Annotated in this window: 22 protein-coding genes; 15 read left to right on the top strand and 7 right to left on the bottom strand. The window is 60.7% G+C overall.

The features are described 5' to 3' along the window. The first annotated feature begins 394 nt into the window (after positions 1–394). The 8 genes from GOQ25_RS17135 (at position 395) to GOQ25_RS17100 (ending at position 9,283) form a co-directional block, all read left to right on the top strand. Positions 395–2,179 (top strand): mechanosensitive ion channel domain-containing protein, encoded by a 1,785-nt coding sequence (locus tag GOQ25_RS17135; RefSeq protein WP_370519982.1) that lies wholly within the window; start codon positions 395–397, stop codon positions 2,177–2,179. 8 nt (positions 2,180–2,187) lie between these two features. After that, positions 2,188–3,243 carry a serine hydrolase gene (locus tag GOQ25_RS17130; RefSeq protein WP_160351683.1) on the top strand — a complete coding sequence of 352 codons (1,056 nt, stop codon included), beginning with the start codon at positions 2,188–2,190 and terminating at the stop codon, positions 3,241–3,243. 203 nt (positions 3,244–3,446) lie between these two features. Beyond that, complete coding sequence (locus GOQ25_RS17125) at positions 3,447–4,436, top strand: ankyrin repeat domain-containing protein (RefSeq protein ID WP_160351682.1); 990 nt, start codon at positions 3,447–3,449, stop codon at positions 4,434–4,436. A gap of 126 nt (positions 4,437–4,562) precedes the next feature. Beyond that, positions 4,563–5,354, top strand: coding sequence for an amino acid ABC transporter substrate-binding protein (locus GOQ25_RS17120; protein ID WP_160351681.1), 792 nt, complete (start codon positions 4,563–4,565; stop codon positions 5,352–5,354). Between the two features lie 35 nt (positions 5,355–5,389). Continuing rightward, positions 5,390–6,043: an amino acid ABC transporter permease gene (locus GOQ25_RS17115; protein WP_160351680.1), complete on the top strand. Its 654-nt coding sequence runs from the start codon at positions 5,390–5,392 to the stop codon at positions 6,041–6,043. Positions 6,044–6,089: 46 nt separating this feature from the next. Next, a complete protein-coding gene (locus GOQ25_RS17110) occupies positions 6,090–6,842 on the top strand; it encodes an amino acid ABC transporter ATP-binding protein (RefSeq protein ID WP_160351774.1) in 753 nt (250 codons plus the stop codon). A 90-nt stretch (positions 6,843–6,932) separates the two neighbouring features. After that, on the top strand, positions 6,933–7,133 hold the full coding sequence (locus GOQ25_RS17105; RefSeq protein ID WP_160351679.1) for a hypothetical protein: 201 nt from the start codon (positions 6,933–6,935) through the stop codon (positions 7,131–7,133). Between the two features lie 53 nt (positions 7,134–7,186). After that, positions 7,187–9,283, top strand: a complete 2,097-nt coding sequence (locus tag GOQ25_RS17100; protein ID WP_160351678.1) for an ATP-binding protein — start codon at positions 7,187–7,189, stop codon at positions 9,281–9,283. Between the two features lie 124 nt (positions 9,284–9,407). On the opposite strand, the gene GOQ25_RS17095 is transcribed toward GOQ25_RS17100, so the two are convergent. Further along, entirely contained in the window at positions 9,408–10,859 is a 1,452-nt protein-coding gene (locus GOQ25_RS17095) for an RNA polymerase factor sigma-54 (RefSeq protein ID WP_160351677.1), read from the bottom strand. Between the two features lie 300 nt (positions 10,860–11,159). On the opposite strand from GOQ25_RS17095, the gene GOQ25_RS17090 reads away from it, so the two are divergent. From GOQ25_RS17090 to GOQ25_RS17075, 4 genes are all read left to right on the top strand, one after another. Further along, positions 11,160–12,542 carry a sigma-54 dependent transcriptional regulator gene (locus GOQ25_RS17090; protein ID WP_160351676.1) on the top strand — a complete coding sequence of 461 codons (1,383 nt, stop codon included), beginning with the start codon at positions 11,160–11,162 and terminating at the stop codon, positions 12,540–12,542. A gap of 133 nt (positions 12,543–12,675) precedes the next feature. Beyond that, complete coding sequence (locus GOQ25_RS17085) at positions 12,676–13,038, top strand: hypothetical protein (RefSeq protein WP_160351675.1); 363 nt, start codon at positions 12,676–12,678, stop codon at positions 13,036–13,038. Positions 13,039–13,068: 30 nt separating this feature from the next. Continuing rightward, on the top strand, positions 13,069–13,683 hold the full coding sequence (locus GOQ25_RS17080) for a hypothetical protein (protein WP_160351674.1): 615 nt from the start codon (positions 13,069–13,071) through the stop codon (positions 13,681–13,683). Positions 13,684–13,775: 92 nt separating this feature from the next. Then, positions 13,776–14,114 carry a hypothetical protein gene (locus GOQ25_RS17075; protein ID WP_160351673.1) on the top strand — a complete coding sequence of 113 codons (339 nt, stop codon included), beginning with the start codon at positions 13,776–13,778 and terminating at the stop codon, positions 14,112–14,114. Positions 14,115–14,140: 26 nt separating this feature from the next. Here GOQ25_RS17075 and GOQ25_RS17070 read toward each other — a convergent pair whose 3' ends face one another. Further along, positions 14,141–14,698 carry a DUF421 domain-containing protein gene (locus GOQ25_RS17070; protein ID WP_370519974.1) on the bottom strand — a complete coding sequence of 186 codons (558 nt, stop codon included), beginning with the start codon at positions 14,696–14,698 and terminating at the stop codon, positions 14,141–14,143. A 54-nt stretch (positions 14,699–14,752) separates the two neighbouring features. Continuing rightward, positions 14,753–15,571 (bottom strand): IclR family transcriptional regulator, encoded by an 819-nt coding sequence (locus GOQ25_RS17065; RefSeq protein ID WP_160351672.1) that lies wholly within the window; start codon positions 15,569–15,571, stop codon positions 14,753–14,755. A 109-nt stretch (positions 15,572–15,680) separates the two neighbouring features. Here GOQ25_RS17065 and GOQ25_RS17060 point away from each other — a divergent pair, with 109 nt between their 5' ends. After that, on the top strand, positions 15,681–16,658 hold the full coding sequence (locus GOQ25_RS17060; RefSeq protein ID WP_160351671.1) for a tripartite tricarboxylate transporter substrate binding protein: 978 nt from the start codon (positions 15,681–15,683) through the stop codon (positions 16,656–16,658). Between the two features lie 32 nt (positions 16,659–16,690). Further along, positions 16,691–19,033 carry a cytochrome P450/oxidoreductase gene (locus tag GOQ25_RS17055; protein WP_160351670.1) on the top strand — a complete coding sequence of 781 codons (2,343 nt, stop codon included), beginning with the start codon at positions 16,691–16,693 and terminating at the stop codon, positions 19,031–19,033. 97 nt (positions 19,034–19,130) lie between these two features. Here GOQ25_RS17055 and GOQ25_RS17050 read toward each other — a convergent pair whose 3' ends face one another. Further along, the gene (locus GOQ25_RS17050) at positions 19,131–20,120 is read right to left on the bottom strand and encodes an SDR family oxidoreductase (RefSeq protein WP_160351669.1); all 990 of its coding nucleotides are present in this window, start codon (positions 20,118–20,120) and stop codon (positions 19,131–19,133) included. A gap of 166 nt (positions 20,121–20,286) precedes the next feature. On the opposite strand from GOQ25_RS17050, the gene GOQ25_RS17045 reads away from it, so the two are divergent. Beyond that, positions 20,287–20,439: a DUF3309 domain-containing protein gene (locus GOQ25_RS17045; RefSeq protein ID WP_160351668.1), complete on the top strand. Its 153-nt coding sequence runs from the start codon at positions 20,287–20,289 to the stop codon at positions 20,437–20,439. Here GOQ25_RS17045 and treY read toward each other — a convergent pair. Genes treY through GOQ25_RS17030 form a run of 3 tightly spaced genes read right to left on the bottom strand, consistent with a single transcriptional unit; the run spans position 20,414 to position 24,878 of the window. After that, positions 20,414–22,996 (bottom strand): malto-oligosyltrehalose synthase, encoded by a 2,583-nt coding sequence (gene treY / locus GOQ25_RS17040; protein ID WP_160351667.1) that lies wholly within the window; start codon positions 22,994–22,996, stop codon positions 20,414–20,416. The genes GOQ25_RS17045 and treY overlap by 26 nt on opposite strands. Positions 22,997–23,020: 24 nt before the next feature. Beyond that, positions 23,021–23,785, bottom strand: coding sequence for a S9 family peptidase (locus GOQ25_RS17035; protein WP_160351666.1), 765 nt, complete (start codon positions 23,783–23,785; stop codon positions 23,021–23,023). Continuing rightward, positions 23,772–24,878, bottom strand: a complete 1,107-nt coding sequence (locus GOQ25_RS17030) for a DUF3182 family protein (RefSeq protein ID WP_160351665.1) — start codon at positions 24,876–24,878, stop codon at positions 23,772–23,774. The genes GOQ25_RS17035 and GOQ25_RS17030 overlap by 14 nt, the downstream gene beginning before the upstream one ends. Between the last annotated feature and the right edge of the window lie 12 nt (positions 24,879–24,890).

Genomic DNA, 24,890 nt, shown 5'->3' with positions numbered 1-24,890 from the left:
CGAACCCTCATTGCCCACGCGTATCGCCGCCGGTGCGCAGCGTTTCTTGGCCAATATGAGCGCCAACGCGGAGACGGCGGTCGACGAGGTGAGCGCCGCGATCGAGCGGCATGGGATGACGCCGGAGCGCCGCGCGTTGGTCATCGACACGCTGACCGGCTTGGCGGTTGTCGCGGCGGCGACCTGGCTCGTTTTCTGGCTGCTGCGGCTGCTTGCGTCGTTTGCCTATGCTCGCATCGATCTTTGGGCGGCTCGTCCCGTGTTGTCGGCGGCGGGTCCACTGCGCTCGGCCGCGCGGGCCATGCTGTTGCGTCGTGCCGGTGCGATTGTGAGCGCGCTGCTGATTGACCTGGGGTTGGTGGCGTTGGCTGGTGCAGCGGGCTATGCAACAGCCATGTATGCGACCCAGCCATATGGAAATGTCACGACGGCGCAGTCCTTGTTCGTGAATGCTTTCGTCGCCGTGGGCTTGACGCGCGCGGCGATTCGCGGCGTGTTTGCCACGCGCTACCCTACCTTGCGCCTGTTCACGATGGCGGACGACGTGGCGCGCTACTGGAATGCGCGGCTGGGACATATCGCCGCCGTAATCGGATATGCGCTGCTGCTCATTGAGCCTTTGGCGCAGTCGCTGCTGTCGCCTGCGCTGGGCGAACTGCTAGGTTTCATCATCATGTTGATGGCCTATCTTTATGCGGTACGCATTATCTGGCGCAATCGCGCGCGCGTGGGTGCGCATCTAAAGACACGCGCCGAGCGCGCCACGATAGGTTCTTTTGGGACGGCATTGCGCCTGCTTGCCCGCACCTGGCATTTCCTCGCTATAGGGTATTTCACGGTGCTGTTGGTGGTCAGCCAGATCGACAATCAACGCGCGCTGCCTTTTATGATGATGGCGACGATGCAGTCGCTGGCGGCCTTGGCAGTGGGTTCCTTGGTCAGCCTGTTGCTAGAGTCGGCACTCTCGCGACGCATTCGTCTGCCCGAGGATTTGCGCCGCAAGCTGCCCATGCTGGAGGATCGCGTCAACGCTTACGTCCCCGCGGGCCTGCGAGGGTTGGGATTGCTCGTGCGCATCATGGTGGCGCTGTTTGTCCTCGATGCGTGGCGCGTCTTTGACTTGTCGAGTTGGATCGTGTCCGATGCTGGGACAGCCGCGGTGCGCGTGGTGGTCAATGTGATCATCGTGCTGTTCGTCGCGGCGGTGGTCTGGACGATCATCGCGAGCATCATCGAGCACCGTCTCAGCTTGCGCGAAGGGCGCGGCATGCCCACGGCGCGCGAGCGTACCTTGCTATCGCTGTTTCGTAACGCGGTATTGATTGTCATCGTCACGATGACGGTGATGGTGGTGCTGTCTCAGATCGGGGTGGATATCGCGCCCTTGATCGCGGGCGCCGGGGTGGTGGGCCTGGCCATCGGTTTCGGCTCGCAGAAATTGGTGCAAGACATCATCACGGGTATCTTTATCCAGCTTGAAAACGGGATGAATCAGAATGACGTGGTGCAGGTCGCGGGTATCTTCGGCACCGTGGAGAAGATCACCATCCGATCGGTCGGGATACGGACGCTGGACGGTGGTTATCATTTGATTCCGTTCTCCTCGGTGGATGTGGTGTCGAACCACATGCGCGATTTTTCTTATCACCTGGGCGAATACACGATCTCCCATCGCGAAAGCGTGGACGATGCCGTGGAACACCTGCGTCGTGCGTTTGACGAATTGATGCAGGACGAAGTCCTGGCGCCAGAAGTATTGGAAGAAATCAGTATTCCGGGCGTGACCGCGTTGAACGAGAAGGGCGTGACCATACGCGTGCTGATCAAAACCACCCCTGGTATGCAGTGGGCGGTGCAGCGTGGTTATAACCGTCTGGTTAAAAAGCACTTCAACGCCGCGGGCATCGAGCTGCCGTACCCGCATACCGTGCTGTACTTCGGTCAGGACAAGAACGGCTATGCACCGCCGGCGAATGTGTTCATGCAAACCGAGAGCGCACAGCGCACGGGCAAAGCGTTTGCTCCTGGCCATACGCCGCGCCACCTTTCGCGCGAGCAGGGCGAGGCATCCGAGGATGTGCTGGGTAATGAACTGGAGCGCGTGGTGGAGCCAGACGCCGATGCAGAGGCACCTGTAACCGCCACGGCAGCGCAGCCGCGCAACGACCGACAATCGTAGGGGAAGTCATGCAAGACGCATTAATGCAGCAGGCGATACAGTACGCCCAAGAACACGAAACCCTGTGGGACCGTTCGATCGATGGGGTGTTTGGCGTACACCAGCAGGACCCACCGCCCTGGAACCGGCTCCTGGGCCCCTTGCGCGATCGCGGTCCGGTCACGGGTGTCGTGGTCGTCGATGGTGAGACCGTTGCCTCGTGGGGCGAGCCCGAGCGGGCGGATTTGACGTTCAGCGTGGCCAAGATGTATTTGGCGTTGGTGGCGGGAGTCGCCCATGACCGAGGCCTGTTGCCCGATGTGGATGAGCCCGTGCGCGCACGGGTGCCAGGCATTGGCTTTGATAGCGGCAATAATGCGCTGATCACGTGGCGGCATTTGCTGCAGCAGACCAGCGAATGGGAGGGCGAACGTTTTGGTGTGCCGGATCAGGCGGATCATTATCGCGCCGTGACCTTTGGCGCACCGCCTGCGGGCGTCAAGGGGGAACGCCGTCCGCTGCAAGCTCCCGGCACCTATTGGGAATACAACGACGTCCGGATCAACCAGCTGTCCTATGCCTTGCTGCATCTGTTTCGCAAGCCCTTGCCCGAAGTGTTCCGAGAAGCGGTGTTGGACCCGATCGGCGCTAGCGATAGCTGGAGCTGGGTGTCTTATGACAACGCATGGGTCAATATCGATGGGGAAATGATGCCCTCGGTGCCGGGTGGATCGCACTGGGGTGGCGGCATGTCGATCAGCAGCCTGGATCAGGCGTTGATCGGGCAGATGCTCCTCAATGAGGGCCGGTCGCGCGAGCGTAAACAGATCATCTCGCAATCCTGGGTACGCGCGATGCGCGAGCCGTGCGCCCTGGCGCCATACTATGGTTATCTGATTTGGTTGAACGAAGGGCGTCGAATGTTCCCGAGTTTGCCGGCGTCCAGCTACTTTGGCGTGGGCGCGGGCAGCTCGTTTACCTGGGTCGAGCCCGAACGTCGTATGGTAGTGATCGTGCGATGGTTGAACGCCGCGCATGCCGATACGCTGTTCGCGAAAATTCTGGCCTCGGTCGACGCCAGATAAGAGTAGCGCAGGGCGTTTTGGACGCGTGATAAACAAGGCAGCAAAGGAATCCGGAATTGCATTGAAACCGCGTCTCTCCATCGCGGCGGTTTTTCGGCAAGTCGTGCCAGAATAGCGCGCTTTTCCGACGCGCTACCTGCTAAATCTAGTCGAGGTTTCAGGCTCGCGCGCCCCATAGACCTTTTTCGCGCGATGTTTTTTGCATGGGCAATGTGTTGTTCGGCGCGAGCGTGAGCACGTCGGCTTTTTCGACGCCTCATGATTCGGGCAATCTTGAAGGTTCCGTCTCGTTCGCCGATCTGGCGCGGGCGATTCGAGACGGAGATATAGAACGAATCAGGGATGCCATCGCGCATCCTCTCGCGGATATTACGGCGCACGAGGCTGAGCAGCATTCGCTTTTGCACGTGGCGATCGATGCAGGTTGCAGTGAGGCCGTCCAATTGTTGTTGGCCGCGAATAACGAATATGGTTTTGTCAATGCTGTGTCGCCGGCCGGCACGGCGTTGATGTGTGCGGCGCGTGCGTACGATATCGCTATGCTGCATGCGTTGATCGAGGCGGGCGCCGATGTCAACGCGGTGTATGACGGGTACACGGCATTGGGCATCGCGGCCTATCTGGGCCATGGGGATGCCGTGGAAGCGCTGGCGCACGCGGGCGCCGATGTAAATACCGTTCATGAAGGCATCCCGGTGTTGTCGCTAGCGGCGCAGGCCGGATTGGAAACGGCGGTAGCGGTGCTGCTGTCATACGGGGCGCAGGTTGATAGAGTATGCGAGGCAACGGGGCATACCGCGCTCATGCACGCGGCGGCGCGCGGTTCCCGCGGTATCGTGCAGCAGCTGCTAGCTCAAGGAGCCAACGTGGATGCGCAAAATCATGCGGGGGATACGGCGTTGCTGACTTGCGCGCAAAGGCGCGTCTTTCCCGCCGTGAGTCTTTTATTGCGCGGTGGCGCGGACGTTAATCTGGCGAACAGCCGGGGCAAGACGGCATTGATGCTGGCAGCCGAGGCCGGCGATATCTACACCGTGAAGGCGCTGTTGGCGTATCGCGCGAACGTCCTGGCTGTCGATCACGCGGGGCGTACCGCTATGATGCTGAGCATCGATGAAGAGGTGACGCACGCCTTGACGGACGCCGCCGAGCAGGCTACAGCGCTGACTTCGCGAGGCTGTAGGGGGCTGTAGCGCAGTTCTGACTCATGCTGACGCGCAGGGGCACATAGCGTCCTTGGCTATAATCGCAGGCTTGCCCTCTTGTCAGGGCGTTCTCTTTTTCTCTCTTTGTGTGCGCCTCGCTGCGCCTGAATCGATATGAAATCTCTGTCCGCTGTACTCTTGGTCTGCGCCACGTCCTTGCTCGCTGCTTGCGGTCAAAAAGACGAACCGTCACCTCAGGCGGCGTCGTCCGCGGCGCCGACGACCGTGGTGGTCGGCTTGGACGATAATTTCCCCCCCATGGGTTTCCGTGACGACAAGAACACCCTGGTGGGCTTCGATATCGATATGGCTCGCGAGGCGGGCAAGCGCATGGGTATCGTGGTCGAATTCAAGCCCATCGACTGGAGCGCCAAGGAAGCCGAGCTGAACGGCAAGCGCGTCGATGCGCTGTGGAACGGTCTGACCATCACGGAAGAGCGCAAGAAAAACATCGCTTTCACCGATCCGTACATGGCCAATCACCAGATTATCCTGGTGGCGGCTTCGTCGCCGATCCAGACCAAGGCCGATCTGGCCGGGCGCGTCGTCGGCGCTCAGGACGGCAGCAGCGCGGTCGACGCCATCAAGAAAGACGAACCCGTCGCGGCCAACCTGAAGGAAATGAAGCTGTTTGGCGATAACGTCACCGCATTGATGGACCTGTCGGCCGGCCGTCTGGACGCCGTCGTCGTGGACGAAGTGGTGGGCCGTTATCTGGCTAGCAAGCGCGAGGGTCAATACCGCGTGCTCGAAGAAAACTTCGGCACCGAGGACTATGGCGTGGGCGTGCGCAAGGAAGACACCGAATTGCTCAAGCAGTTGAACGACACGCTCAACGCCATGAAGCAAGACGGCTCGGCCGCCCGCATCGCCCAACAATGGTTCGGCGCCGACATCATCAAATAATCGACGCTGAACTGGCGAGCTGACGAGAGCACCGCATGGATTACATCCTCTCCCTGCTGGGGCCGATGGCAGAGGGCGCGAAAACAACGCTGTCGCTGTTCTTCGTGACCTTTGTTCTGGCCGTGCCCCTGGGGCTGGTGCTGGCGCTGGCGCGCATCTCGCATTGGCGAGTGCTCAGTCAGCTGGTGAACGCGTATATCTGGCTGATGCGGGGCACCCCGCTGATGCTGCAGATGCTGTTCATCTATTTCGCCTTGCCGTTCGTACCTGTGATCGGGGTGCGGCTGCCGGATTTTCCGGCTGCGGTGGTTGCCTTTACCTTGAACTACGCTGCCTATTTCGCCGAGATCTTTCGCGCCGGCATCCAGTCGGTGGATCGCGGGCAATACGAGGGAAGCAAGGTGCTGGGCATGACCTACCTGCAGACGCTGCGGCGCATCGTGCTGCCGCAGATGGTGCAGCGGGTATTGCCACCCATGAGCAATGAAACGATCACCCTGGTCAAGGACACGTCGTTGATTTATGTGCTGGCGCTCAATGACATCCTGCGCACGGCCCGTGGCATCGTTCAACGTGACTTCACCACCACGCCTTTTATCGTGGCGGCGGCGTTTTACCTGGTGATGACGCTGGTGTTGACGTGGTTGTTCCAATATATGGAAAAGCGCTATGCCAAGTACGATCAGTAATCCAGCGGAACTAGGCGAATCCGCAGGCGCCAGTGGCCGGGCAGTGATGATCGCTGCGCGCCACGTAGGCAAGTCGTTCAACGGCATGCGCGTGCTCGACGATGTGTCGCTGACGCTGCGCAAAGGCGAGGTGGTGGCAGTCATCGGCCCCTCGGGTTCGGGCAAAAGCACGTTTTTGCGCTGCCTGATCCACCTGGAAACCATCGACGAAGGCAGTATCGATATCGAAGGCGAACCCCTTGCAGAGGCCGTCACGGGTGGTGCGAGCCGCTATCCGCGCGATGCCGAGGTGCGGCGCATCTGCCGCAAAATGGGGATGGTGTTTCAGTCGTTTAACCTGTTCCCCCATAAAACGGTGCTCGAAAACATCATTGAGGCGCCGATTACCGTCAAGGGGGTGTCGCGCGATCAGGCCATCGCCAAGGCGGAAAGCCTGCTGCAGAAGGTCGGCTTGCTCAATAAGCGTGATAACTATCCGACGCGCTTGTCCGGCGGTCAAAAGCAGCGCGTGGCCATTGCGCGCGCGCTGGCGATGGAGCCGGATATCATGCTGTTCGATGAGCCGACGTCGGCATTGGATCCCGAGCTGACGGGCGAGGTCCTGCGTACGATGAAGCAGCTGGCCGACGAGCGCATGACCATGCTCGTGGTGACGCACGAAATGGGCTTTGCTCGCGAGGCGGCTGATCGCGTGGTGTTCATGGACCAAGGACGCATTGTGGAAGAAGCCCCATCCTCCGCGTTCTTTCAATCGCCCACGCATGAGCGTGCGCGGGCGTTTCTTGGGCAGATGCTCTGATCGATCGACCCTCGGGCACGCAACTTGCTCTGGTTCCGGGCAGGTGACGCAGACGAAAACTGCGTTGGCGCGTATCCTCAGGAATCGGACATGTCAGACCGCACTGCCGCACACTTCGCTCACGCCGATCTTGGCGTGGGCCATGAGCTTTCCCCCCGCACCGATCATTTCCTGAGCGAGATCGAAACGATATTTCACACGTTGGGGCGCGCTACCTTAGATCTCCAGTCGATTGTGATGGAAATGTTCACTGCCAGCGCAGCAGATGTAGATATTCCCGCCAATCGGTAGAAACATCATTAGAATGCGCGAAAGAACCCGCCCGCGCCCCACCGTGACGTCAGATGCTCAGTAACAAAGAACGAGTTCGAAACCCCTGGACCGATACCCTTGCGCGCCTGGAGGACGAGCGTGTGATGCTGCAACGCATCGCCGCTGGCGTTCCGTTGGCGGATGTGCTGTTGTACGTCTTGCACGCCGTGGAGGCTCAATCGAGCGTCCCGTTGCGTACGGCGATTGCCTTTGTGGACGAGGGTAAAAAGTGCCTGGTCCACGGCGCGGCACCGAGTTTTTCGGAATCGTATCGGCGTGCCATCAATGGCGTTCCCATTGGCCCTAACGTCGGCTCATGGGGCGCGGCCGCGTATTTCGGCACGGCGGTGTACGTCAACGACGTCATGACTGACCCGAATTGGGTCGATTGGCGCGAATTCGCCGTCGAGCAAGGCATTCGCGCATGCTGGTCTACGCCCATCAAAGGCACCGATGGTCAGGTGCTGGGCGTGTTTTCGAACTACTACGCGACGACGCGACTGCCATCGCCGCAGGACATCGACGCGATTGCGCTGGTCACGCGTACGGCGGCACTGGCGATCGAGCGCTGGCAATACGATCGGGAACTGGAAAAGCGGGTGGAGCTCGCCATCGCCGAGCGTGATCGCATCTGGCGCTTGTCGCCAGAGCTGTTGGCCGTGGTCAATGCCGAAGGTCGTTACGTCAGTGTCAACCCCGCGGTCAAGGAAATACTCGGTTGGACGCCCGAGGAATTCCTGTCCATGTCGCTTGCCGACCAGGTGCATCCCGACGATTACGCGATTAGCGTGCAGGCCTTTGTCCCGACGGGCCAAGGCGGCGTGCGGCATCTGGAAAACCGTATGCGCCATCGCAACGGGACGTACAGCTGGATCACGTGGAGTATTTCCCGGTCGGAAGGGGATGTGTATCTCGCCGGACGCGACGACACGGATTTGCGCGCGCAGGCCGAGGCCTTGCGCCAGGCGGAAGAGGCGCTGCGCCAGTCGCAGAAAATGGAAGCGGTAGGCCAGCTGACGGGCGGCATCGCACACGATTTCAACAACATGCTGCAAAGCATCTCGGGCGCGTTGTATCTGATACGCCGCAAACTCGCGGCTGGCGATGCGGCATCGGCAGAGCGTTTCATCGATACCGCGATGGAATCGACAGAGCGCGCGGCGCGGCTGACCCAACGCCTGTTGGCGTTTGCGCGACGCCAGCCCATTGCGCCGGTGCCCCTATGCCCGGTGCGGGTCTTGCAGTCCATGGAGGATCTGTTTCGTCGCTACACGGGCGAGCATGTAAAGCTGGTCGTGCACTCGGATCAAGTTTCCTGGCCGGTGTCGTGCGACGCGAACCAGCTGGAAAATGCGCTCTTGAACATGGTGATCAACGCCCGCGATGCCATGCCCGATGGTGGCCAGCTGGATCTGCGCGCGACCGATACGCAGCTGGACGCGGCGGCATTGCGCCAATATCCGCATGTGAAGCCGGGTGACTTCGTCGAGATCACGGTGTCGGACACGGGCTGTGGCATGTCCGAAGAAGTGATGAGCCGGGCGTTCGAGCCGTTTTTCACGACCAAGGCAATCGGCGAGGGCAGTGGCCTGGGCCTGTCGATGATTTACGGTTTTGCGCAACAAGCAGGCGGCTTGGTTTGCCTGGAAAGCAAGGAGGGCGAGGGCACGCGCGTGCGTCTGTTTCTGCCGCGTTATGTCGGATCGGTGCCCCCGATGGAGACCGATGCGCGACTGCTGCCCTCGATCACCGAAGAAAGCCTGCCCAATTTCGTGGTCGCGTTGGTCGAGGACGATGCCGCGGTGCGCCAGATGGTGTCCGAAACCCTTAAACAATTGCGCTTGGAAGTGGTGACCGCTAGCGACGGCTTGAGCGGTCAGGAGCTCGTGGGCGAGGCGCGGCGCATTGATTTGCTGTTAACCGATGTAGGGTTGCCAGGTCTCAACGGCCGCGAGCTCGCCGATGCGGCGCGCCGTACGCACCCGAATCTGAAGGTCCTGTTTATGACGGGCTATGCGCAAAACGCCATCGCCGGTGAAGGCTTTCTCAGCGAGGGGATGGAGCTGATCGTCAAACCTTTCCGTCTCGAAGTGTTGATCGAGCGCGTGCGGCGGATATTGGCGATTTAGGCGCCCAGCTATGGGCGGATATGCGAAGAGCGGCCTCGTACCCATTTCCACGGGTTAAGAATTGAAGGGACGCCGGTCGGCAGTCTCCTCCATCACGCCCAGCGCCCGAATTCAAGCGCGTGACTCAATGCCGGCGGCGTAGCTCCGCCGAGGGCAATTTCAGTTGCGCACGATATTTAGACACGGTACGACGTGCCACCACGATGCCATCGGCCGCAAGGCGCTCGGCGAGGGCTACATCCGACAGGGGATCGCGCGGATCTTCCTCGGCGATCCATTCGCGGATCAAGGCTTGTACCGAGGCTGCGGAGCAGGAGCCACCTGAGGCGGTGGCCAGTTCACGCGAAAAGAAGTGACGGAATTCGTACAAGCCTCGTGGTGTGATCATGTATTTATTCGCTGTGGCGCGCGATACGGTCGATTCGTGTATCTCCAACGCATCGGCGATTTCGCGCAGGAGCAATGGCCGTAGCGCCACCTCGCCATATTCGAAGAATCGTTGTTGACGCTGTACGATGGCCTCGGCCACCCGCTGAATGGTGCTGTAGCGCTGTTCGACGTTACGCACGAGCCAGCGCGCTTCTTGCAGTTCCTGCGCCAGCGGGCCACGGTCGTCGTGACGGGCGTGGCGAAACAGGTCCGCGTACACACGATCCAGCCGCGCGCGGGGCATGGCGTCGCGGTTGGGAATGACCAGCCAGCGGCCCTGGTCCTTGCGCACGATGACGTCGGGGATCACGTACATCGGGGCTTCTTGATCGTAGCGACGGCCCGGACGTGGGTCCAGCGCGCGGATGCGGTCGCAGGCCTCGCGTAGCAGCGCCGCGGTGCTTTGTGTCACGCGCAGCAGCGCATTCCAATCATTGCGGGCCAACAGGTCCAGATGCGAACGCACGATGGTTAATGCGAGCTGAGTGACCTCCGGCTCGTCGTCGTCGGCCGCGCGCAACTGCAGTTCCAGGCATTCGCTGAGATCGCGCGCACCGATGCCGGGTGCCAGAAGGTTCTGAACCAAGCGCAGCGCCGCGGTCCACTCCGACGCTTGGGGGGTGGGGTCAAAGTCATGCTGACCCGCCAGCGAATCCAGCGAGGTGCGCAGGTAGCCGTCCTCATCCAGCGCATCGATGATGTATTCAGTCAGTAATTCATCGCGGTCGCTTAGGGGGTAGGAGCACAACGCTTCGCGCAGGCGCGACTGCAGGGTTTGCTGAGCCGCCACCCAATGCGCGACATCGTGATCGCCGCCGTCGGATAAAGCGGCTCGACGCGTCGGATAATCCCCGGAATACGACAGGGATTCGCCCGAAGAAGGATGCATACTGTACTCTTGCAGCGACGGCTCGGTTGCACCCATCACGGGCGCTTCAGCCGTTTGCCCCTCGTGTGCCGCAGCATCGCCATCGTCCGCGTGCGTGCTGTCGTCTTCAAGAAAGGGGTTGGTATTTAGTGCGTTTTGTATGGCCACACTGAATTCCAGCGCTGACATCTGCAGCAGTTGCACAGATTGTTGCATTCTGGGCGCCAGCGTGGCGGTTTGACGTATACGCAATTCCGTCGCAGCGTAAGACACTCGCATTCTCCTCGTAGGTGTTCAATCGCCTTGGGGCGAATGGGTTATCCCAACTAGTTAAGCAAAGATCATGCCAATTGCGTTTGCCGGGCGTTGCGTAGGTGTAGCGAACAGTCAGACTGGGTTCGTGGCGATTTTTAACCCTTTCGAGAGGTAAACTTTACCTGGGTGTATCGGTATGCGGCATACATTCCGATAATTGATACAGTGTGTAATACTTAGGAATAACTTATCGCAGCATTTCGCCCGGGTTTTGTTGAATCGGGTATTCTTCTCTGGATATCACGATAATTCTGGATTATCAGCATGCCCCATTTACTAGTCGTCGATGATGACGACGCAGTGCGTAGTACGCTTGCCGAAATTGCCAAGGACTGCGGATATACGGTTTCTCAGGCGAGCAGCATCAAAAGCGCCATTATCGAGTGGGAGCGTCATGTTCCCGATCTCGTTTTCCTTGACGTGCGACTGCCCGAAGGCAGTGGGATGGACCTGTTTGAAAAGGTTCCCATCGACCGTACGGAAGTCATTGTGATCAGCGGTTATGGAACGATGGATTCCGTGATCGAGGCCCTCAGGTTGGGGGCAGCGGACTATCTTGTCAAGCCTATCAGCATGGATCGCCTTGAGCGCATCCTGGCGCGTTTCAGTGACGCAACTGCGGGTGTAGAGCAGGGCAAGCCTTTCAAGGAAGAAGGGCGGCTGGGCAAGATGGTGGGCAACTGCGAGCCCATGCGTCAGCTCTACGATCAGATTTCCCGGGTGGCTCCGACTAACCTGAGTACATTACTGGTTGGCGAAAGCGGCACGGGTAAAGAGCTGGCTGCGCACGCGGTCCATCAACTCAGCGCGCGACGCGACAAGCCGTTCATCGTGGTCAATTGCGGCGCCATTGCGCCGAATCTCATCGAGAGCGAGCTGTTCGGTCACGAGAAGGGCAGTTTCACGGGCGCTGACCGCATGCACAAGGGCTATTTCGAGCAGGCCGATGGCGGCACCTTGTTTCTCGATGAAGTCACCGAGATGCCAATCGACATGCAGGTGAAACTGCTGCGCGTGCTGGAGTCGGGCACGTTCATGCGCGTGGGTTCACATCAAACGCAGAGTTGCGACGTGCGCATCGTCGCCGCCACGAACCGCAATCCAGACCAAGCCGTCGAGGATGCCAAGCTGCGGCAGGATCTTTACTACCGGCTGGGGGTTTTCACCGTGGAATTGCCGGCGCTACGCGAGCGTGGCGATGACGTCCTTATCTTGGCCGACCGGTTCCTGGCCGGCTTGAATGCGGAATACAACACGCAGAAGGCGTTTAGCGCGCAAACGCGCCAGGCCATGCGCGATTATCACTGGCCCGGCAATGTGCGCGAACTCAAGAACTTCGTGCGGCGCGCGTTTATTCTGGCTGAGGGTAATGTGGTCAATGGAGCGCCGCTCTTGCGTACCACGGCGGGGGTCTCGAGTGACAACCGTGCGACATTGACCCAGCTGTCAGTTGGGATGTCGCTGGCCGATGCGGATCGCCAATTGATTCTGGCAACCTTGGAACGCTGCAATGGCGTTCGCAAGCAAACCGCCGCGGTGCTGGGCATCAGCGCCAAGACGCTCTACAACAAGCTCGAAGAATACGCGGCCGCGGGCTATCACGTGCCCGGCAACAGCCCGGCGTCCGAGGCAGCCGACACCAACTGATTTCGGGCATGACACTTGCGTCCTCCCTTCGGCATATCGTCGCGCAGGTTTGAACGGAAGGCCGAAATACCGATGCGGATTCGCTGGCGTCGGTGCGGCGTCCACCTGGCGATGGATTCAGGGAGGACAGCATATGTCAGAACAGGAACAGCGCAACCAGCAAGGCATGCCCGGCGCGCGCGCGCCAGAGGGCTCCGCGAAAGAAAAAGCCAATGAAGGCAAGAGCCGCGACGAGAATTCTCGCGACACTGGCCGTATGGGGGCCGACGAAGCTGATTATGGGCGCCCGCGTGGCGCTCGTCCCGAGACCGAGCCCAAGGGCGAGCCGAACGAAAAAGGCCCGCAGTATGAGGAAGGCGGGCGTTACCCAGGCACGCGTGACACGGCTGAAGGCGAATCGGTGAAAAGCCGCAGCGACGACCCTGGGCAAAGCAGCTACGGGGGTTTCAAGAACGAAGATCCTGGCTTTCAGCGGCAGCAGGATAACAAGTCCTGATCCGTTCCATCCTATTTTGGAGGAAGCATCATGTCTTTGATTGTCGCAGCGCGGTATGACACGTTCGATGATGCCGGGGCGGCTACCCAGTATCTGGCGCGTCATGGATTTACTGAGGATCGGGTTCATACCTTTTATGTGAATTCCGCCGGGGCGCACGATCGCTATCCGGTGGGTGGTGACCGACGTAATGACCCGGATGCCCGGGGCGGCGTGGGCGGCGTGTTGGGCGGCGCTGCGGCCTTGGGGCTGGTAGCGGCGGCCGTGGCGATGCTCACCGTTAACCGGTTCGAGTATTCCAGCCTGATCGTCATCGCGGCCGGTGGCGTTGGAGCCTATGTTGGTGCGTTGGCAGGCGCGATGCTAGCTGTGGGCCGCAGGCGTCGCCACGCAGCCTCGTCAGCGCCCGAGGAACGTTTGAATTCTGAGGGCCATCCCGCGATCCGACTCGCCGGCGTGCTGTTGGCATTGCAGGTGACACCGGAACAAGAAGGCGACGCCATTCGGCTTTTGCGGGAGACAGGCGGGTATGACGTCGAGCGCGCCAATGGCAGATGGGAAGGCGGGCGCTGGCGCGATTTTGATCCGCTGAAGCCGCCGCAGCCGGTAAGTATGACCGAGCCAGCCCACGTTCATATCGCTTAGTTCGTCAAGGGCAGAGCGATCTGGGTGTAGAGACCCACACCGCCAGAAATGCACCCAGTCAACACTACGATTATGATTCAAGGAGAAACGATATGACCCTGCGCATGCATGTGAATCCGCCGCCGCATCCGACGCCGGGTGAGCCGGGGCAACCTGGACAGCCTGTAGTGCCTCCTGATGTGCCTCCACAAGAGCCGCCTGTCACCCCGCCCGACGAGCCGCCCACGATCCCGCCCCAAGAGCCTCCGACCCAGCCTCCGGGCAGCCCGGATGTCGGTCCCGAGATCGATTTACCTCCCGATTCTCCCCCCATCCCGCAACGCACGCTGCAGGCCGGGGGCCGTATTTACCGAATCGTGGGTGGAAGGACGCGTGCCACATTATGGGTGAATGCCGAGGGTATTCCGGCCAGTAGACATTTGAACGCTTGAAGAAGCGGCGCGGCGACGGGCGCGCTTCACGCCCGTTTGATAACGCTGATATTGCCATCAGATTCGATGTAAGCCCGGCGCACGTCGTGGATGTCCTCGATACCTTGTTGGCGTAGCTCGCTCATCAGTTCGTCTTTCGAAATATATTCCTTGCGCATATTGCGGCGGCACATCTGGCCGTCGGCCACCAGACACACGCGGTCCGCCGTCAACCAACGACCCACCGGTTTGCAGAAATAAGCGACGCGGTCTATCGCGACGGTCCAGCCGATCAGGGTTGCTACCAGCACGGCCCCATTGGTCAACGACTTGTACTCTCCGGACATGCCATTGCCGGCCGCGTCGGCCACAAGCACCAGAACCAGCATATCCGCGACACCTAGCGACCCGACATCGCGCCGGCCGGCGAGCCGCAATGCGATGAAAATAAACCAGTACATGAAAGTGCCGCGCAGGAAGATTTCCAGCGGCTCGACTTCGGGGCTGAAGATCGATGACCAATCGAGATCCATGACGGGAGCCTCATTGTGATGAAATCCCGTGTCGAGCAATAAATGGGCCAACGCCGTCGCGATGCTTCGCATTGCGCGCGCTGCCGGGTGTTGGGAGCGCACCAGTTCGCGAGGGCCATCGGCCGGTTATTCCACGTAGCCCATTTGCTGGCTGATCGCTCGCGCTTCCCGCCGCACCGCCTGTGCTATAGCGCCGGTAGGGGAGGGGTCGAAGCCGCCGGAAGCGCCTAGCGCTGTCAGCACCGCGCGTGGCCGTCCCGTGTAATCGAGCAATGGCGCAGCGACGGCGCTGATGCCCGGTAGATTGGTATCTCGCACCGAAGCGCAACCAGCGCTGCGCACAGAATCGCGGATATGTCCTATAGGGTCCTTCGATTCAAGCATGGCGCGTTGTGTCGGCGTGGCATTCACGACTTCGTGCTCGGCCATGGCGAGCATCTGCTTGTCGTCGAGCGCGGCCAGCAAAGCGCGACCCGTTGCCGACCAGAGCAGCGGCAACACAGACCCCACGCGCACGTTCACAGTGACCGGCAGCGCGGGTTCTTCGAATCGCACGATGGTCGGGCCTTTATTACCCATGACCGCGATAAAGCAGGTGACCTCTAGTTCTTCGCGCAGGCGTATGAGGGAGGCCTCCGCCAGCCGAATCGGATCTGCTTGCCGCATCGCTGCAAGACCAAGTAACAGCGTTTCCAGCCCCAGGAAATATTGTTGAGTCACGGCATCCTGATCGACTAAACCGCCAGCGATCAAGCTGGCCAGATAACGATGAACTTTGGCGGGACTTTCGCCGATGTGGGTCGCAATAAGCGTCAGACTGGCTCGTCCACCCAGTTCCCCCAGGGCTTTCAAAATGGCCGTGCCCGTTTCAGCGGCTTGGACACGCTGACGGCGTCCGCGCCCTGAGGGCTCGGGAGAAATATTGGGGTCGCGAGGCGAAGGCATTTACAAATTCCGTAGAAAAACCCATTGCTGAATTACGCATAGCGTATAGAATTTACGCAAAATAAACCAGATGACAAGCCGGCCGCCGGCAACCTTGATGGAGACAACCATGACGATCGGACGCTTTACCCGCGCAATTACCTGCGCCTTGTTTGCCCTGACAGCCGCGACGCCGGCATTGGCCGATAACTACCCCTCCAAGCCTCTGCGCTGGATCGTGCCCTATGCCGCCGGCGGCGGTTCGGATTTCCTGGCGCGCACGATCAGTCAGGGCCTGTCCGGACGGATGGGGCAAACCATCGTGGTGGACAACAAGCCCGGGGGAAACACCGCCATTGGCGCATCCGAAACGGCGCGCTCGGCTCCCGATGGCTACACCATGTTGTCGGCCGATAACGGCACGCTGGTGTTCAACCCCGCGCTTTATCAAACTCTGTCTTACGACCCGGTCAAGGATCTGGCGCCCGTGACGCTGTTGGGCCGCTTTCCCATGATCCTGGTGGCCGGTCCTGGGTTGAAGGCTAACGATGTAAAGGGTTTCCTCGAAGAGGCGAAGGCCAGCGGCAAGGGGCTGGACTATGGGTCGGCCGGCGCGGGCAGCCCGCATCATCTGGCCATGGAACTGCTCAAGGTCGAGACGGGCGCGAACCTGGTTCATGTCCCGTATAGGGGTGCCGCGCCCTCGCTGGCGGATGTCGCGGGCGGGCAAGTGCCAGTGATGATGGTGGATCTCGCCGCCGGTGCCGGTTTCATCAAGGGCAACAAGGTGCGCCCGCTCGCGGTGGCGCATCCCACGCGTTTGCCGCAGCTGCCAGACGTGCCAACATTCGCGGAGCTGGGCTACAAGAACGTCGAAGCCGCCGCCCTGGTCGGCGTGGTCGTGCCGGCCGGTACGCCTAAGGGTGTCATCGATACCTTGAATCGCGATTTGGTGGCGACGCTCAAGGACAAAGAGATACGCCAAAAGCTGGTGGACTTCGGTATCGACCCTGTGGGCGATACGCCCGAGCAATACGCAGCCTTGCTCAACGATGAGCGTAGCCGCTGGCACAAGCTCATTAAAGATCTGAACATCAAGCTGGATTAAACGCCTCGCCCCTGGCGTAACGGAGCGACGTCATGTCATCACCCACCCAATCCTCACCATCCACGGGCTGCCCGGTCGCGCATCATGCCGCTAGCGCCGGCTGTCCCGCGCATGTCAGCGCGCGCGCTGCCGAGTTCGACCCGTTCGGCGACGGCTATCAGCAAGATCCTCCGGAGTACGTGCGGTGGGCGCGCGAGCAGGAGCCCGTGTTCTACAGCCCCAAGCTCGGTTATTGGGTGGTGACGCGTTACGACGACATCAAGGCGATTTTCCGCGACAACATCACGTTCAGCCCGTCGATTGCGTTGGAAAAGATCACGCCGACGGGTCCGGAAGCCAACGCGGTGCTGGAGTCTTATGGCTATGCGATGAACCGCACCTTGGTCAACGAGGACGAGCCGGCCCATATGCCGCGACGGCGCTTGCTGATGGAGCCGTTCACGCCAGAGGCGCTGAAACAGCACGAGCCCATGGTGAGGCGGTTGACCCGTGAGTATGTAGACCGTTTCATCAACGACGGGCGCGCGGATCTGGTGGATCAGATCTTGTGGGAAGTACCGTTGACGGTGGCGTTGCATTTTTTGGGCGTGCCCGAAGAAGACATGGACCTGCTGCGCCAGTATTCGATCGCGCATACGGTCAATACTTGGGGCCGGCCCAAACCAGAGGAGCAAGTCGCCGTCGCGCACGCCGTGGGTAATTTTTGGCAGTTGGCGGGCAAGATCCTGGAGAAAATGCGCCAGGACCCGGATCAGCCCGGATGGATGCAGTACGGGCTGCGCAAGCAAAAAACGCATCCTGATGTCGTCACCGATTCGTATCTGCACTCGATGATGATGGCAGGGATTGTGGCCGCGCACGAGACCACCGCGAATGCGTCGGCGAACGCGATGAAGTTGCTGTTGCAACATCCCGACGCCTGGCGCGAGATCTGCGAGGACCCTTCGCTGATTCCCAATGCGGTCGAGGAATGTCTGCGCCATAACGGATCAGTTGCCGCATGGCGCCGGCTTGCGACGCGTGATACCGAAATTGCTGGGGTGCCGATTCCGGCCGGATCAAAGCTGCTCATTGTCAGCGCATCTGCCAACCATGACGAGCGTCACTTCGCCGATGCCGACTTGTTCGACATCCGCCGCGAAAACGCTAGCGATCAGCTGACCTTTGGCTATGGGTCGCATCAATGCATGGGCAAGAATCTGGCGCGCATGGAGATGCAGATCTTCCTGGAGGAGTTCACACGTCGCCTACCGCATATGCGGCTCGCAGATCAGGTCTTTACCTATGTGCCGAATACCTCGTTCCGAGGGCCGGAGCACCTGTGGGTCGAGTGGGATCCTAGCCAGAATCCGGAGCGTGCTCGGCCCGAAATTCTTCAACTGCGTCAACCCGTGCGCGTTGGAGAGCCGTCTACGCATGCCATGACGCGCAGCGTCGAAGTCGAGCGCGTGGATGCGGCGGCCGAGGGCATTGTTCGAATCACATTGCGATCCCTGGACGGTAAGCCATTCCCCCGCTGGACACCTGGCGCGCATATTGATGTCGAATGCGGCGATACGGGGTTATCGCGACAGTATTCTCTATGCGGCGATCCCGATGATCGACATCATTTGCAGATCGCGGTGTTGCGTGAACCGGAAAGCCGGGGCGGCTCTGCATGGGTACATGGCGCGGTGCAGGTCGGACTGCGTTTGCGCATACGCGGGCCGCGTACTCATTTTCGTTTCGATGAAAGCGCGCGCCGCGCGATTTTCGTCGCGGGTGGGATCGGCATTACGCCGATCTCCGCGATGGCCCGCCGTGCGCGCGATATCGGGAGCGACTACGAGCTGCACTATAGCGGCCGCTCGCTCGCGTGCATGGCGTTACTGCCGGAATTACAGGCGTTGCATGGCGAACGCTTACGGGTGTATGTCAGCGAAGAGGGCGTGCGTAATGACTTCGCTGCCTTGCTCGCGCAAGCGGACGGTGACACCCAGGTTTATGCCTGTGGGCCGCAGCGCATGCTCGACGCACTGAAAGAGGCGTGCGCGCATTGGCCCGAGGATGCGTTGCGCGTCGAACATTTTCATTCGACGCTGGCCACGCTCGACCCGACAAAAGAACAGCCATTCGTTGTCGAACTGAAAGACTCAGGGCTGGTGATTAACGTTCCGGCAGACCAAACGCTGCTCGCGGCCTTGCGCGCGGCGAATATCGACGTTCAAAGCGACTGTGAAGAAGGACTCTGCGGATCGTGCGAAGTTGCTGTGCTCGCCGGTGACATCGATCATCGTGACCTGGTTCTAACACGAGCCGAACGTGAAGCTAATACAAAAATGATGAGCTGCTGCTCGCGTGCGTGCGGACAGAGGAAGATCGTGTTGGCGCTATAGGCGTAATCCCTGCCTTCCAGCAAAACAGGCCAGGCCCTGTCCCCGCATGCCTCGGGTAGGGGCCTGTCCTATGTGTACTCGCGGCGACCTCGGCCGTTCAATCGCCCGCGTTGCCAGTGATGGGCAGCACGATCCCCGTGATATAGCTGGAGCAGCAAGGCGCGGCCAGAAACACATAGGCGGGCGAGAGCTCTTCCGGCTGCGCTGCGCGGCCCATCTGCGTTTGCGCGCCGAACTTCTTCACGCCCTCGGCCGGCCGGTCCGCCGGATTTAACGGCGTCCATACCGGCCCCGGGGCCACGGCGTTCACGCGTATCCCTTTATCGATCAGATTCGACGCAAGCGATCGCGTGAATGCGTGGATGGCGCCTTTGGTGGACGAATAATCGAGCAATTGTGGGCTGCCACGAAGACCTGTCACGGATCCCGTGTTAATGATGCAGCCGCCCTCGGGCAAGTGGGGCACCGCGGCGCGGGCCATGTAGAAGTACCCGTAAATATTCGTGCGCAAAGTCTCATCAAGCCGCTCGTCGGTGATGTCTTCGATAGACGCCGCATGCTCCTGAAACGCCGCGTTATTCACGAGGATATCGAGCTTGCCAAAGGCTTTGACGGTGTCTTCGACGGCTTGATTGCAAAACGCCGAATCGCGCACGTCGCCGCTGATTGTGATGCAACGCGTGCCCTCAGCCTCGACCGCTTTCTTTGTATCGCGCGCGTCCTGGTCTTCGCTGAGATAAACGATAGCCACATCAGCGCCCTCGCGAGCATAGAGCACGGCAACGGCCCGGCCAATGCCGGAATCGCCACCTGTAATGAGCGCGACTTTGCCTTTTAGCTTGTCACTGCCCCGATAGCCCGGGGCGCGGTAGCGCGGCGCGGGGTCGAGGTCGGCTTCAATGCCGGGTTTTTCTTGATGCTGGGGAGGCTGCGGGGGTTCAGGCTGCTGGGGGTCGCCGGCTTGCACCGGCGACTTGGAATCCTTTTGCTGGGACTGCTGAGCGTCTTTACGGTCTTGCTCGCGTTGGATGTCCTTTTGCCGGCTGGCGGTGGCATCGGCCTGCTGTTCATGAGATCGATCGGTCATCGGGTTCTCCTCAACGTATCGCGACACGCCCGCGCAAGCGCACGCGGGCTGGGCTCCTCGCTTCAGCAACTGCTGTTCCTAATGCGGCCGAGGCTCAGGCATGCAGATTGCTCAGAGTCGGACGAGTCCGACGCGGTCGGATTGATTCGAAGGAGAAGAAAACATCATGTCTACGATATTGCTAGTGCTCTTGATTTTGCTCTTGGTTGGCGCCATTCCCGCCTGGCCCTATAGCCGCAGCTGGGGCTACTACCCCAGCGGCGTCGTGGGCGTGCTGCTGATCATCCTGATCGTTATGCTCGTGACGGGTGGGATATAGCGCTAATCGCCTCGCTGGTGGCGCATAGCGCCACCGGCCAATTTTCTAGCAGATCTGCCAACTCGATGTGACCGTCCGGTCCAAGTGACAGCCCCCGTTCCGCCAACAAATCGTGCCACACCATACCTGGTAAATGTGGCAATCGTAGACTCGTTCCTTCCCAGAAATGTCGCGCTGCTTGCGCATCGCCGCGGGCGTAGCCAGCGATTTGCCACGCGCACAGGCGCGGGGCCACGGCGAGAGCTACGTGCCGCCCGGATCCGCGCAAGAACGCCACCACATGGGCCGCGCGAGGGCCCACTGCACATAGCGGACGATAGGGCCCCCGGAATATGGCGGGGTCCGCCGCACGCAGCTGTAAGGCACGATGAATCAAAGCTTGTTTGACTGCACCTGTTTGCCAGTGCCGTGGCGAGGGTTCCGCGAGACTCCCGGTAGTAAGCAGGGCGCGACGTAGCCCGTAGTCCACCGGTCGGCGGTTGTCCGGATCCACCATGCTGTAGTCCCATAGTTCCGTGCCTTGATACAGGTCCGGGACGCCGGGCGTCGTGTTGCGCAGCAGCGTCTGAGCCAAGCTATTGATATGGCCGGGTGCGATTAACGAGGTCGCCAAGCGCGCGAGGGCTCGGAGTGCATCGGGATCGCCGGATTCAGGGTCCAAGATGTCGATGCAGGCTTGTGCGGCCGCTTCGTATTCGTTGTCCGGATCTGTCCAGGTGGTGTGCTGTTTGGCTTCACGCAAGGCCTTGCGCTGCCAGGCGCGCACACGCGTCAACCATTCGTCGAGCTCTTGCGAATCAATGTTGTCTATGTCGTCGCTGGCCCAGTGAGCCGGCCAGGCGCCCACCAAGGTCTGCAGCAGCATGTACCGATCCGCCTGCGTATAAGCGTTCTCGGGCAGTAACGCCAGGAATGTATCCGCTGCGGCGTGCCAGTACTGCGGGACCTCGGTGATCACCGCGAGTCTCGCGCGAGCGTCCTCGCCGCGTTTATGGTCGTGCGTGGCGGTGGCCAGCATGGTCAATGGCTGATGTCGCGCGCGCCATCGGTTCCTTGCGTGAAAGCCGCCTGCTCCAAGCGCAAAGCGTTGAGGCCATGCGCCGACTTCGTTACGCGAGAGCAGGGCGCCATGGCGATACCACAAGGTGTCTTCAAGTGACTTCGCGGCGAGTGCTGGCGTTACTTGTTGCAGGCGCTTGAGAGCGCTGCGTCCGTCCGGGGCGGGCGGGGTAGCGAGCCAGGATAGAAATTGCGCCAGTTTAGGGCGATCGGATTCAGGCAGTAGCGCGCGCGCGCCGCGAGCGGCTTCATCCCAGTAGCTATGGTCGGATGTACTCGCCCCGCCATCCTCGGCGTAGCTCCGATAGACAGGGAATGCGGCGAGCCAGGCTCCGATAACACGGTCCCAGTCGGCTTCGTCAGCGCTTGACAGGGATGTCAGGCGGTTCCATGCGCGCATCAAGGTGCGCCGCTCGCTTACGAGATTGTGGCTAAGCAAATGCGCGCGGATGTCCTGCAGTTGGCGTTTCAGGCGGGTGGAATCTCCGCCATACTGCTGCCATTGCGCCTGCAACGGTCGGCAGGCAGCCGGGTTGTGCAGCAGCGCGCCCACATCGTCCATGAAGTCATAACCGGAAGTGCCCTCCACCGGCCAGCGCTGGTCCACCGCTTCCTGCGGGGCGAGGATTTTTTCCACGACGATATACGGTTCGCGATCAAATACGGCCTCGCGCATCGCGTCACGCAACTGCCGCAAATAGGCGCCCGGCTCGGCTAACCCGTCCACATGATCAATGCGCAGGCCGTCCACCATGCCTTGTTTGTAGAGCGAAAGGGGCAAGGCATGGACGGCTTTGAAGACCGTGGGATCTTCGACCCGCAGGCCCACGAGTTCGGTCACTTCGAAAAAACGACGCCAGTTGAGTTCGGCCGCGGCCCGACGCCAATAGGCGAGTTCATAATGTTGTTGCTGTAGCAACGCATCGAGGAATGCGAAACTCTCCGGACTATCGGGCGCGCTGGTGTAGCGCACCAGTTCCAAGGGATCTGGCATTCCGGAGACAGGCAGCGCTTGCCCACCCGCCAGTACGACTGGCACGCCATCTTGTTTGCCCAGGCGAATTTCACCCGCGCGCAGTGCGTCTTCATATGGCTGGCCCAAAATCGGCAGTAGCACCTTGCCTGAATACACAGACCAATCGATATCGAAGAAGGCGGCATACGCGCTGCCACGGCCATGGCGCAATACATCGCGCCACCATGGGTTGCGGGCGTCGGCAGCCATATGATTAGGGACGATATCCAGTATCAGCCCCATACGCCGCGCGCGCGCGGCTTCGGCCAGGCGTTGCAAGGCGGCGTGGCCGCCGAGTTCGGGACTGACGCATGTGGGATCCAGCACGTCGTAGCCATGGTTGGACCCGGGGCGCGCCTGCGTGACCGGGGACAGGTACAAATGGCTGATGCCCAAGGCGGCGAAGTAGTCGATCTGCGCGCGTGCCGCGTCCAAGGGGAAATCGGCATGGAGCTGTAATCTGGCGGTAGCGCGTGGTGTCATGGTGGTTGATATCAAGACAAGGGTTCAAAGGCTGACGCGCAGGACGGGGCTTTGCCCCGACCGTGCGCCCATCACCATTTCGGTAATCCAGTTGACCAGCACCGAGGTATAGGCGCGTTGCGCAGTTTTTTCAGTCAGGGCGTGATCGGCGCCGTCGATGATTCGATGCGTCATGGAATGCGCGCGCCGGAACGCCGAGCGATAGCTCATGATGGTCGAATGGGGGATAAAGTCATCTTTCTCTGACTCGACAATGAGTACGTCGCCCGCAAACGTGGCGCATGCCGCCAGCGCGCGATTTTCCTCAGGGCTGACGTAGCTGCTGCGATAGCTGCGTAACACCTCGCGATTAAGCTGATGTTTGGGCTTGAACCATTCGTCGTCGCGATACAGTGCGGGCACATGCAGGGCCAGCCACCGCACTTTACGCAAACCCGTGAGGATGGCCCCCAAGTACGCGCCATAGCTGCTGCCAACCACGGCAATTTCACCGTTCTCGACGGCCGGGTGTGCCGCGAGGCGATCGTACGCAGCCATGATGTCGTGGAGATTGTCGTCGCGCGAAACGAGTTCGCGCTTGTCTTCAGTAGCCGCATGGCCCCGCAGGTCGAAGGTCAAGCAAACGCAGCCCAACCCCGCAATACCGGCCGCGCGCTTGAGGTCAAAGGTCTGACTGCCACCCCAGCCGTGGATGAACAGCACCCCTGGAATCTTGCTGCTAGGCGTGAGCAGGGTGGCATCGAGCCGCTCATCGGCCACCGGGATTTGGATTACATCACTGTGCGCCATCCGTGCCCCCTTTACCAATCCCGCCGGTTTTCGTGATCCAGCCCACGCGGCTATCCTCGCCCGAATAGACCAAATGGGTTTCCGCAAACGGGCGTGGATGTGGTCCATATTCCTCGCACGTGTAGGCATAGACCTCGCTCGCGGAGGCATTTTGGGCGAAGTACAACATCGCGGATAGCTCGGCGATACTTGCGCCGCCGGCGCGCCATGATTGCTCGAGCACCCCGAGGCGCGTTTGGCCATCATAATCGCGCCCGATCACCACGTCATAATTCCGACGAGAAGCAATCAGGGCTGGATACGCCCGGTTAACGGCCGCATCGTATTGCACGGCCAGTTGCGCAGCGCGACGCATGTCAGCATCGGCCGACATGCCTGCGAGCGTGTGTACGTCGCCTCGTACACATCGCAACGACGACCCGCCATAGACGAGTTCGCCCTGATTGTCCGGCGTCAGGCACTGCGTACCGGTATACGCGATATGGTGTGGCCCGACGCGGCACCAGCCGACACTGAACGTGCGCACGTTTGTCAAATTCTCTTCGAGCACGAGGCCGCCTTCAGCGTCCGACGCTTCAATGGCACGCTGCAGAGCGGTCGCGTCTTCCACCACACACTGCCCGCGGCCCGCGTTCGCATAGATGGGCTTAAGCCGGACTGGCCCGCGTTGCAGTAGCGCGCGTCCGGCCGAGAGCGCGTCGTCTCGAGTAAAGACCGTGTAGCCGGTCAGAACGGCATCGCCCAAGTCCCCACCAAGAAGCGCATTCCATCCCGCCGGTGCCTGCGACGACGCTTGCCACAATCCATGCGTTACAGCCTTTGTCGCGACAAAACCGTGTGGAACGATCCCGCCAAAAAGCCGGGATTCATCGGATATCTCCACGTCGTCGAGGTTGGCGACCAGGGTATGGTCAGGCACGTAATAGGTAGAGTCCGGCAATGCAGGCTCCGCCGACTCGCGTACAGCGCAGCCTAGTAGCGATGCAAGCAGTGAGGCCATGCGCGACTGCGAGGCGACCTCATGTTCGGAGGCTTCGGCACGTCGCGGATAGGCGAGCACGCAGGCGGGAGATTGTTTGAGTGTAGGTGTCATGACACTCCCCAT

It is taken from the genome of Bordetella sp. 15P40C-2 (assembly GCF_009763235.1).
GTDB lineage: Bacteria > Pseudomonadota > Gammaproteobacteria > Burkholderiales > Burkholderiaceae_B > Bordetella_A.
The sequence above is the reverse complement of the archived record's forward strand: the minus strand, read 5'-3'. Positions and strand labels throughout refer to the sequence as shown.